Raw genomic sequence first — 9,662 nt, forward strand, 5'->3', positions numbered from 1 at the left:
ATGGAGCAGTCCCCCATTCCCGAGCTGATCAACAACCGCTACGAGGTCAAGGAGACCATCGGACGCGGCGGCATGGCGACCGTCTACAAGGCCTCCGACCGGAGGCTCGGGCGCGACGTGGCCATCAAGGTGCTCAAGCCCGAGCTCGCCCGCGACGACTCCTTCCAGGAGCGGTTCCAGCGGGAGGCGCAGGCGGTCGCCGGGCTGAACCACCACACGATCACCTCGGTGTACGACACCGGCGAGATCCCGCCGGACGTCCCCTCGGACATCGCCTGCCCGTACATCGTCATGGAGTACGTGCCGGGCCAGACGCTTCGACAGCTGATCCGCGAGGATCGGCTCAGCACCGAGGACGCCGTGAATGCCATGGAGGGCATACTCGATGCCCTGGCCTACAGCCACCGCTCGGGCATCGTCCACCGCGATATCAAGCCCGCGAACGTGATCATCACCCCGGACGACCGGGTCAAGGTCATGGACTTCGGCATCGCCCGCGCCGTCGAGGACACCCAAGCCGCGCTCACCCAGACCCAGGCCGTGCTGGGCACCGCCCAGTACCTCTCCCCGGAGCAAGCTCGCGGCGAGAACGTCGATGCCCGCTCCGACCTCTACTCCGCGGCCTGCGTGTTCTTCGAGATGCTCACCGGCCGGGCGCCGTTCGTGGGCGAGGCCTCGGTGGACATCGCGGCCCAGCACGTCCGCGACGCCCCTCCCCAGCCCTCGAGCCTGGCGCCTCAGCTGCACCCGCAGTTCGACACGTTCATGCTCCAGGCGCTGGCCAAGCCGCGCGACTCCCGCTTCCAGTCCGCCGAGGAGATGCGCCGCGCCGTCGTCGAGCTGCGCGAGCCCGCACGGATCGACGCCACGACCATGACCCGTCCGATCGCCGCGACCGGAGCCGCCGCCGACGGCGCCGGCGAGCCCGCAGACGGTCCGCACACGGCCGTCACCCCGGCCGCAGCGGCCGGTCTCGGCGCGGCGGGCGGCGCTGCAGCCGGTGCGGCAGCGGCCGGCGGCTCCTCCCAGGGTCAGGCTGGGCAGGCCGCCCCCGTCTTCACGATCACGCCGTCCGCCGATGACCCGAGCACCGCCTCCGCGGCGGGCGGCGGCGGGTCGGGCTTCGATCCGGATGCCCCGCGCGGCGGTCGTACCCCGACCTCGGACCGGGACCGCAAGCGCCGCAGCCCCCTGGTATGGCTGATCCCCTTGCTCCTGCTGCTGGCGGCCGCGGCCGTCGCCGCGTTCCTGTGGCTCAACCGCGGCCCGGAGCAGGTCGATGTCCCGGATGTCGTGGGACTCGAGGCCGATGATGCGCAGAACCAGCTCGAGGACGCCGGATTCGTGGTCGACACCGAGGAGGAGCTCAGCTCCGACGTCGAGCGCGACCACGTGATCTCCGTCGATCCCGGCGAGGGCACGGAGGTGGACGAGGGCTCCTCGGTCACGATCACCGTGTCCCAGGGCAGCGAGGCCGTGACGGTCCCCTCGGATCTCGAGGGCCAGTCGGAGAGCTACGCCCGCGAGATGATCTCCGCCGCCGGCCTCGAGGCCGCCGAGGAGACGCAGACCCGCAACTCCCCGACCGTCCCCGCGGACATGGTCGTGGCCACCGATCCGGAGGGAGGCTCGGAGGTCCCCCGCGACTCGTCCGTGGGACTCATCCTCTCCACCGGTCGCGTCACCGTCCCGGACGTCCTGGGCATGACGCAGTCCGAGGCCGCGGATCGGCTCGGCGCCGATGACACCCAGCTCGGCACCTCGGTGGCCGAGGAGCGGACCTCGGAGTATGCGGCCGGCACCGTCATCCGGCAGTCGGTGGAGGGCGGCCAGGACGTCACGCAGGGCAGCACCATCACGATCACCGTGGCGGTCGCACCCCCGGCTCCGCAGCCCACCACCCCTGAGGACGACGGCAGCGACGAGCCCACCTCGGAGCCGACCTCCGAGGAGCCCACGGAGGAGCCGACCACGGAGGACGCCACCGAAGAGCCGACCGAGGAGCCCACGGAGGAGCCCACGGAGGAGCCCACCCAGGAGCCCAGCTCCCCCGCTCCGACGGCGGACCGGCCCAGCAGCTCGAGCAGCTCCGGTTCGGGCGGCTCCTCCGCTTCGGGCGGTTCGTCCGGCTCCGGGGGCTCCTCCGGCTCGGGCGGCTCCAGCCGCGGCTCCGGCTCCGCTTCCAGCGGCTCGGCGGAGGACTCCGCAGCCCGTGCCGAGGAGGCCGGCAGCGCCGCCTCAAGCCCCTCGGAAGCCTGAGCGCAGACAGCGAAGCGGCCCCGGTCAGATCTGACCGGGGCCGCTTCGCTGTCTGCGCCGTCCGAGTCCGCGCTCAGCGCGCCAGCAGCGGGGAGAGATCGGCCGCCTTCTCGGCGGCGCCGGAGAGGCCGCACATCTCGAGCCAGTTGCCGAGCATGAGATGCCCGCCCTCGGTGAGCACGGACTCCGGATGGAACTGCACTCCATGGATGGGGGCGCTGCGGTGCGACAGGCCCATGATGTGCCCGTCCTCGGTCCAGGCGGTGACCCGCAGGACCTCGGGGATGTCCTGCGCTGAGACCGACAGCGAGTGGTAGCGGGTCGCGGTGAAGGGCGACGGGACGCCTGCGAAGATGCCGTCGTCCTCGTGGCTGACCTCGGAGGTCTTGCCGTGCATGAGCTGCTCCGAGTGCCCGACGGTCCCGCCGAAGACCTGGCCGAGCGACTGGTGTCCCAGGCACACCCCGAACAGGGGCTGGCCGGTGCGCTCCGCGCGTCGGACCAGGGAGGCGCACACCCCGGCCTCCGCAGGGGTACCGGGCCCGGGAGAGAGCAGGACGCCGTCGTGCTGATCCGCCAGCTGCGCGATCTCGGTCTCGCTGAGATCGTCGTTGCGCACCACGGTGGTCTGCGCCCCCAGTTGCTGAAGGTACCCCACGAGGGTGTAGACGAAGCTGTCGTAGTTGTCGACGACGAGGATCTTCACGGTCACGGCGACCTCCTGAGGGCTGCGGATGCTCTGGCGTCCAGGCTACTGCTGCGACGAGGACGAGGTGTCCATGGTGATCTCGCCCTGCAGCGGCGAGAACTCCTCCTGCACCCAGGGGAAGACGTACTGCATCAGCGCGAGCACCACCAGCGCGATCAGGAGGACGGTGAGCATCGCCTTGACCGCGAAGGGGCCGGGCAGGCGGCAGAAGGTCCAGGCGCACATGAGCTCTCCTGTCTCATTGTCCGTCGGCGTCGCGCTGGACGACGTCGGCGATCTCGGGGGGGGCGGCCCGGCGGAGTTCGGGCGCCACGACTCCAGCTGCGCGTGGACGATGATGCGCTCGCCCTCCGTGAGGGCGTCGATGTGAACCAGCACCGCGCCGTTGGTCTGCCGGTACCCAGCCACCGCGAAATTGCCCTCGTCGCCAGGCCTGGCCGTGCCCGGGTAGTGGCCCAGGCCGAAGGTGTCGAGCACCTCTGAGGTCGTCCCCTCGATCACCGGCCGCGAGTAGCCCTCGCCGATCACGGAGATCACGGCTGCGATGCTGGAGGCAGGTCGTCGAGGCGCATGCGGCTGCGCGACTGTGCGCACGATGTTCCCTCGGGGGACGTCGCTCGCCGCGGCGACCGGGGGGTGCGGAAGTGGGGAGCATCCCGGACGCTGAGGAGTCGCACAGGCGGCGCTTCAGAGCCTGCCGATAGTATGGGCGGGTTCTCGGCCTGGTCGAAATCCATGACGGGGCCGCGGGCCTCTACGCGGGGCGACCCGCCGCGGCCAGGGCCACCACAGCAGGAGGTTGCATCCGTGTCCCAGTCCAAGAAGCGCCGGCTCCGCTCGGGGTCCTCCGCGGCCTCGGAGGCTGCCGGCTCGACCTCGTCCACGGCCGCCGTGGACGAGGAGCTCACCCGCCTGGCCGTCGAGGCCCTGCCGGAGGCCCAGCGGCGACGCTGGGAGCGCGACCAGCGCGCCGCGGCCGCTGCTCGGGACGCCCGCATCAGCTCGGGCGAGGAGCCCGATGACGAGCGCGATGCCGAGGAGCTCGCCGAGGAGATCAAGGTCTCCTCGCGCGCCACCGCCCCGGACGCCGATCCGACTCCCGTCTGGTACCAGGTGATCATGTTCGGTCTGATCGTCATCGGTCTGGCCTGGCTCATCCTGTGGTATCTGCTCGACTTCACCTACCCCATCCCGGGCATCGGATACTGGAATGTGGGCATCGGCATCGGTCTGATGATGATCGGGCTGCTGATGACCACGAGGTGGCGTTGACCCCGCAGCAGCCGTCGCAGGGCGGCCCCGAAGACGACCGCGAGCCCGAGCCCCTCCAGGACGAGATCGCCAAGGAGGCCCGCAGCTCCTCCCGCGGCGCTGCGCTGTTCGAGGTCCGCGTGCGTCGCCTCGTCCTGCTGCTGGTCGTCGCGATCCCGCTGATCGGGTGGATCGCCTCCTCCCTGCGCTGAGCCGACCGCGCCCCTCGGGAGCTGCCGCAGACGACGAAGCGCCCGTCGCCGGAGGGATCCGGTGACGGGCGCTTCGTCCTTGCGCGCTGCGCAGTCCTGCGGGGGCAGGCTACGTCCGCCGGGGTGGAGAGGAGGCAGACAGACGGCGAGGCGGGTCTCAGGCCTGGGGAGCGGTGAAGGCCACGTCCAGGTTGAGCACGACCTTGTCGGAGACCAGGACGCCGCCGGCCTCGATGGCCGCGTTCCAGGTCAGCCCGAAGTCCTTGCGGGAGATCGTGGTGGTGGCCTCGAAGCCGGCGCGGGTGGTCTCGAAGGCGTCCACGACCACGCCGTTGAACTCGGTGTCGAGCTCGACCGTGCGGGTCACGCCGTTGATCGTGAGCTCGCCGGTGATGGTGCCCTCCCCGCCGCCGAGCTGGATGCTCGTGGAGTGGAAGGTGATCTCCGGCTTGTTCTCGACGTCGAAGAAGTCGGCGGTGCGCAGGTGGGCGTCGCGGCTCTCGTCGCCGGTGTCGATCGAGGCGGTCTTGATGACGGCGTCGATGCTGGAGTCCTCGACCTGCTCGGCGACGACGAAGTCTGCGGAGACATCGTGGAACGAGCCGCGGACCTTGGAGATGCCGGCGTGGCGGACCACGAAGCCGACCTCCGAGTGGGCGGGGTCGAAGGTCCAGGTGCCGGGGGTGAGGCGATCGAGAGTGCTCATGGGATTCCTTCTGTCAGCAGCGGCTGTGCCGCTGCGCGTCGGTCCGCCGGTGCGGGCTTCCGCAACCAGCTGCTTGATATGTCACCTAACCTACGCGCATCTGGCGTGACATGTCAACCATCTGGAGCGGATTGAGCCCTGCTACTGCGGCGAGGCTCTTTGACCTGCGCAGATGCTCAGATCTGGTACTCGGCGACCGTGGACTCCGACAGGCTGTGGAACTGACGCTGGTGATAAACCAGCGGGGCCCCGGCAGGCTCGGACCCGAGGATCTCGAGCACGCCGCAGTTGAAGACCAGGGCCGGGCCGGCCTTGATGCGGGCCAGGGGCTCCACGCGCATCACGCGGCCGACGTCCGTGAGCAGCGGCTCCCCGGTCGGAAGCTGCCGCCAGTTCATGGCGTCGCCGAAGCGCGGCGCACCGTGGGTCGCGAAGGCACGGGCGATCGCGACGTTGGAGGAGTCCAGCAGATGCACGAGCAGCGTGTCCGCCTCGGCGACGAGGGCCGCGGAGCCGCGACGGGCCTGCAGCGAGAAGCCGATGATGGGCGGATCGGCTGAGACCGAGGACAGCGACGATGCGGTGAGTCCCACCGGGCCGTCGGGCCCCTCCGCCGTGATCACCGCCACACCTGCCGGGTGACTGCCGAAGATCGCTCCGAATCCGCCCTTGAGGCTCGTGGTGTCCTCGAGCCGCGACGGGGGCACCACGAAGTCCGCGAGCTGCTCGGTGCGCTCCTCGGCCTCCCGCCCCTCCTGCACGGTGCTGACGCTGTCCTGCTGCGACATCTGACTCCTTACTCCTGCGATATGCCCCTGGCGTGGCCTCTTCACAGACGACGGGCGCGATCCCGCTCGCTGCGCTCCCCGCGGCAGGAGCGCTGAGGTTCCCCGGATCAGCCCTGCTGACCCAGCATTCGTCTCAGACTTGCACAAGTGCTGGGCCCGGCGGCTCGCCTGCTTCACAAAGCACAACACGGGCCTGCCGTCCGAAGATTCCTCGGTGCATGGCAAGGCGCAGCGCAGGCCGCGCGCCGCCTCAGCTGTCCAGCCCGTGGAACCCTCTGCCCCAGTGGACCAGGGGACCGGCCTGGCCCTGACTGGTGGAGGCGCCCTGCTCACCGCCCCGCCCCATGGCCACGACTCGGCCGACGACGAGCACGTGCGTGGCGGCCGGGTGGATCTGCTGCGTCTCGAGCTCGAACCATGCCAGTGCCCCATCCAGCACGACGGCGCCGCCCACGGGCGAGCGGCGGAAGCCCACCCCGTCCAGCAGACCGTCGACGGGGTTGCCCGGGGAGGCCAGCCAGGTCGCGGTCGGCTCCTGCTCCCGGCGGAGGACGCTCAGCGTCCAGGTGGGCGAGGACTCGACCGCTTCGCAGATCCGTGCCTCATCGAACAGGCTCACAGCCATGGTGGGCGGATCGTAGGAGATGTCGAGCCAGCCCGTGACGGTCACGGCGTGGTCCCGCCGCCGGTGCCGCGCAGCCACGACGGCCACGCCCGAAGCCAGCTCCTCGGCCAGCAGCCGGTAGCCGTCCGTGAACGCCTCGGTCCCGGGCTCGGCCCGGACGCTGTGCGGTGGGGTCTCGATCTCCATCTGCTGCTCCCTTGTCTGCCTCCGTCGATCGCCGGTCAGCGTCTTTCGCCGCCGGTGGCATCGGCGGCCATCGCTCGCTTGCGCTGCACCTGAGGCCCGCGCCCCGGCTTTCCGGGCACGTTGGATCGGATCGTGATGTTCAGCCGACCGCCGTGACGCAACCCGAGTGCCGGGTCGCCCGTTCCCGGGCGGATGGCCGGCACCCCATGGAAGGCCCACCGCGACTGCCGCCCGAAGACGAAGAGGTCTCCGCTGCGCAGCACGATGTCCTGGTAGGGCCGGCCGCGCGATTCCGTATTGCCCAGGCGGAAGATGCACGAGTCCCCGAGGGAGAGGGACACGATCGGCTCCGCGCCCGCTTCATCGAGGTCCTGGTGCTGTCCCATCCGCGCCGATGCGTCGTAGTAGTTCACGAGCGCGGTGGTCGGCTCGAACGACGAGGCCTCCGGAGCCTCTTCCCCGTACGCCGCAGCGACCCCACGACGACCGAGATGCCACAGCGCCGCGGGCAGCCGCTGTCCCACGGCGGCTTCATCGTCAGGGGTGCTGCCCTCCGCCGCGGCACGGCGGTCACCGGAGGCCGGCCGCGGGGACTTCGGCTCCCCAGCCGCCGCTCCCCTCTCGGGCGATGAGATCGTCGGGGCCCACGGCAGCTCCCAGGTGCGGCCCAGCACCGTAGACTGCACGGACATCACTCCGCCGGTGGAGGTCGTGTAGCGGCGCATGCGGTGATCGCCTCGCGACCACCCTCGGCACTGCGCCACGAGCTCGGCCTGCTCCTGCATGCTGAGCCAGTCCGGGACATGAACGGCTCCGGGTGCGACCTCTCGAACCTCCCGCGGCAGCTCGAACAGCTCCGGACCTCCGGGGCCCCTGAGCCGACTCACCCTGCTCACCCGCTCCACCTCCCTGCCCGCAGACTCCTGGACGCGCCCCTCCGGACGCAGTCCACGGCCTGCCGCTCCGGCCCCAGACCGGTCTCGCCTCGATATGCCCGAGGCTATCCGTGTCCACCGACAGCACAGCAGCCCCGCACTGGTCCTGGATAGGCTGGAGACAGGACCACAAGAAGCGCCGACCCGTGTGTCGAGGACCGCACGCTCCAGCACCGACGCGCACAGCCGCAGGAGGCCACATCATGAGCTCACAGGAGCGCAGCATCGAGATCGACGACACCGTCATCGCCTTCACGGATCAGGGCAGCGGACCGGTCATCGTCCTGCTGCACGGGCACGCCTACGACCGTTCCATGTGGAACGCCCAGGTCCCCGCGCTCGTCGAGGCCGGCTGGCGGGTCATCGCACCGGACCTGCGCGGATTCGGCGACTCGGCGGTGACCGAGGGCATCGTCTCCACCGAGGAGTTCTCGAACGACCTGGCCCTGCTGCTGGATGAGCTGGGCGTGGAGACCGCCGTCGTGCTCGGATTCTCGATGGCCGGGCAGATCGCCATGCAGTTCGCCCACGACCACGCGGACTGCCTTCGCGGGCTGGTCATCTGCGACACCGTTCCGGAGGCGGAGGACCGCGCCGGACGACGACGCCGCAATGTGGGCGCCGACGCCATCCTCGCCGACGGCATGGACGCCTATGCCGAGAAGGTCCTGAGCGTGATGGTCTCGCCTCAGACCATCGAGCAGAAGCCGGAGACCGCCGAAGCCGTGCGAGCCATGATCGCCGCAGCCCCCGCCGAGGGCTCTGCGGCCTCCATGCGCGGGCGTGCGTCGCGTCAGGACTTCAGGCAGCTGCTGCCTGCGCTGCAGCTCCAGAGCCTGGTGATCGTCGGAGAGGACGACGCCTTCGACAACGGAGCCGGCCAGCGCATGGCGGAGGCCCTCCCCCAGGGCCGCCTGGTGACCATCCCCGGTGCCGGGCATACTCCGCCCATGGAGACGCCTCAGGAGTTCACGGACGCCCTCGTGAGCTTCCTGAGCCAGCTCGACTGAGCTGAAGGATCCCCGACATCAGCTCGGCCAGCCGATGCGGTCCCTGTCGGTGATCTCCCGGAGCACTCGCGCAGGAACGCCCGCGGCCACGCCGCGAGCCGGCACGTCCGAGGTGACCACGCTGCCCGATCCGATCACCGCCCCGTCGCCGATGCTGACTCCTGGGTTGATGACCACGGAGCCGCCGATCCACACCTGATCCCCAATGCGTACGGGCCGTGCCATGCAGGCACCGGCAGCGCGCTCATCGGGGTCCTCCAGCGCATGGGTGGCGGTGAAGATGCTCGTCCTCGGCCCGATCAGCACCGAGTCGCCGATGGTGATCCCTCCGCCGTCGAGCATCACGCAGTCGAAGTTGACGCAGAAGTCATCGCCCACAGAGATGTTGAAGCCGCACTCCACGCGCAGCGTCGGCTCGAAGTGCACATTGCGGCCTGCGTGCCCCACGCAAAAGGCGCAGCAGCCGCAGGCGCTCCTCCGCGGGTCTGCCCAAGCTGTCGTTGTACGCTGCGGCAACGACCACCGCTGGTTCCCTCGAGGCCAGCAGTTCGGGCGTCAGGACGTCGTTCATACGGCCGCTGAGCACGAGTCCACGCGGCTGAGCAAGATCCATGCCCCGATCCTCTCACCGCCTCTCCCCGCTCCGTTCGCCCCCCCCGGGCAGCGCGCGCGAGTGGATCCCCATTTGCGTTGAGGGCCCCATAGCGCAATCAACTATCCACTCGGCGCGGGGAGGAAGAGCCCCGTAGGCCGAGTGGACCCCCAATTGCGCTGAAGGACCCCGATAGCGCAATCAGGTATCCACTCGGCGATGGGGAAAAGCATCTGGGTATGCGGAAAAGGCTGATGGCCAGCTCGACCCGCAACCATTGCTGCGGGGAGCCAGCCATCAGCCTTCCCTCTAAAGAGTATTGCGGCGGCGACCTACTCTCCCACACCCATCAGAGTGCAGTACCATCGGCGCTGTGAGCCTTAGCTTCC

Annotated in this window: 10 protein-coding genes and 1 pseudogene; 4 read left to right on the forward strand and 7 right to left on the reverse strand. The window is 70.2% G+C overall.

Annotated features, from left to right (window positions below; all coding sequences use genetic code 11):
• Nucleotides 1–2,259 (forward strand): Stk1 family PASTA domain-containing Ser/Thr kinase, encoded by a 2,259-nt coding sequence (pknB, locus tag RF645_RS09195; protein ID WP_058872061.1) that lies wholly within the window; start codon nt 1–3, stop codon nt 2,257–2,259.
• 73 nt (nt 2,260–2,332) lie between these two features.
• On the opposite strand, the gene RF645_RS09200 is transcribed toward pknB, so the two are convergent.
• Both RF645_RS09200 and RF645_RS09205 read right to left on the reverse strand, forming a co-directional pair.
• The gene (locus RF645_RS09200) at nt 2,333–2,971 is read right to left on the reverse strand and encodes an aminodeoxychorismate/anthranilate synthase component II (RefSeq protein WP_058872060.1); all 639 of its coding nucleotides are present in this window, start codon (nt 2,969–2,971) and stop codon (nt 2,333–2,335) included.
• Nucleotides 2,972–3,010: 39 nt separating this feature from the next.
• A pseudogene (locus tag RF645_RS09205) lies at nt 3,011–3,481 on the reverse strand (sortase); the annotation flags it as partial.
• 294 nt (nt 3,482–3,775) lie between these two features.
• On the opposite strand from RF645_RS09205, the gene RF645_RS09210 reads away from it, so the two are divergent.
• Together RF645_RS09210 and RF645_RS09215 are read left to right on the forward strand one after the other, a co-directional pair.
• Complete coding sequence (locus RF645_RS09210) at nt 3,776–4,240, forward strand: cell division protein CrgA (RefSeq protein ID WP_235586823.1); 465 nt, start codon at nt 3,776–3,778, stop codon at nt 4,238–4,240.
• Complete coding sequence (locus RF645_RS09215) at nt 4,237–4,431, forward strand: hypothetical protein (protein ID WP_058872058.1); 195 nt, start codon at nt 4,237–4,239, stop codon at nt 4,429–4,431. Before RF645_RS09210 ends, RF645_RS09215 begins: the two co-directional genes overlap by 4 nt.
• Nucleotides 4,432–4,588: 157 nt before the next feature.
• On the opposite strand, the gene RF645_RS09220 is transcribed toward RF645_RS09215, so the two are convergent.
• From RF645_RS09220 to RF645_RS09235, 4 genes are all read right to left on the reverse strand, one after another.
• Nucleotides 4,589–5,137, reverse strand: coding sequence for a YceI family protein (locus RF645_RS09220; protein WP_058872057.1), 549 nt, complete (start codon nt 5,135–5,137; stop codon nt 4,589–4,591).
• A 176-nt stretch (nt 5,138–5,313) separates the two neighbouring features.
• Complete coding sequence (locus RF645_RS09225; protein WP_082677033.1) at nt 5,314–5,925, reverse strand: flavin reductase family protein; 612 nt, start codon at nt 5,923–5,925, stop codon at nt 5,314–5,316.
• A gap of 250 nt (nt 5,926–6,175) precedes the next feature.
• Nucleotides 6,176–6,736 carry a flavin reductase family protein gene (locus RF645_RS09230; RefSeq protein WP_058872056.1) on the reverse strand — a complete coding sequence of 187 codons (561 nt, stop codon included), beginning with the start codon at nt 6,734–6,736 and terminating at the stop codon, nt 6,176–6,178.
• Nucleotides 6,737–6,771: 35 nt separating this feature from the next.
• Nucleotides 6,772–7,641, reverse strand: a complete 870-nt coding sequence (locus RF645_RS09235) for an alpha-ketoglutarate-dependent dioxygenase AlkB (RefSeq protein WP_058872055.1) — start codon at nt 7,639–7,641, stop codon at nt 6,772–6,774.
• A gap of 233 nt (nt 7,642–7,874) precedes the next feature.
• Between RF645_RS09235 and RF645_RS09240 the strand changes: the two genes are divergently transcribed.
• Nucleotides 7,875–8,681, forward strand: coding sequence for an alpha/beta fold hydrolase (locus tag RF645_RS09240; protein WP_058872054.1), 807 nt, complete (start codon nt 7,875–7,877; stop codon nt 8,679–8,681).
• A gap of 18 nt (nt 8,682–8,699) precedes the next feature.
• Here the strand turns inward: RF645_RS09240 and RF645_RS09245 are convergent, their stop codons facing one another.
• A complete protein-coding gene (locus RF645_RS09245) occupies nt 8,700–9,128 on the reverse strand; it encodes a sugar O-acetyltransferase (protein WP_368818957.1) in 429 nt (142 codons plus the stop codon).
• Between the last annotated feature and the right edge of the window lie 534 nt (nt 9,129–9,662).

This window comes from Kocuria sp. CPCC 205260 (assembly GCF_040981045.1).
Lineage (GTDB): Bacteria > Actinomycetota > Actinomycetes > Actinomycetales > Micrococcaceae > Kocuria > Kocuria palustris.

What these genes read in the sequence shown, in the direction of transcription:
- RF645_RS09220 (WP_058872057.1), bottom strand. Translation starts at nt 5,137, where the DNA reads ATGAGCACTCTCGATCGCCTCACCCCCGGCACCTGGACCTTCGACCCC.
- RF645_RS09225 (WP_082677033.1), bottom strand. Translation starts at nt 5,925, where the DNA reads ATGTCGCAGCAGGACAGCGTCAGCACCGTGCAGGAGGGGCGGGAGGCC.
- RF645_RS09230 (WP_058872056.1), bottom strand. Translation starts at nt 6,736, where the DNA reads ATGGAGATCGAGACCCCACCGCACAGCGTCCGGGCCGAGCCCGGGACC.
- pknB (WP_058872061.1), top strand. Translation starts at nt 1, where the DNA reads ATGGAGCAGTCCCCCATTCCCGAGCTGATCAACAACCGCTACGAGGTC.
- RF645_RS09240 (WP_058872054.1), top strand. Translation starts at nt 7,875, where the DNA reads ATGAGCTCACAGGAGCGCAGCATCGAGATCGACGACACCGTCATCGCC.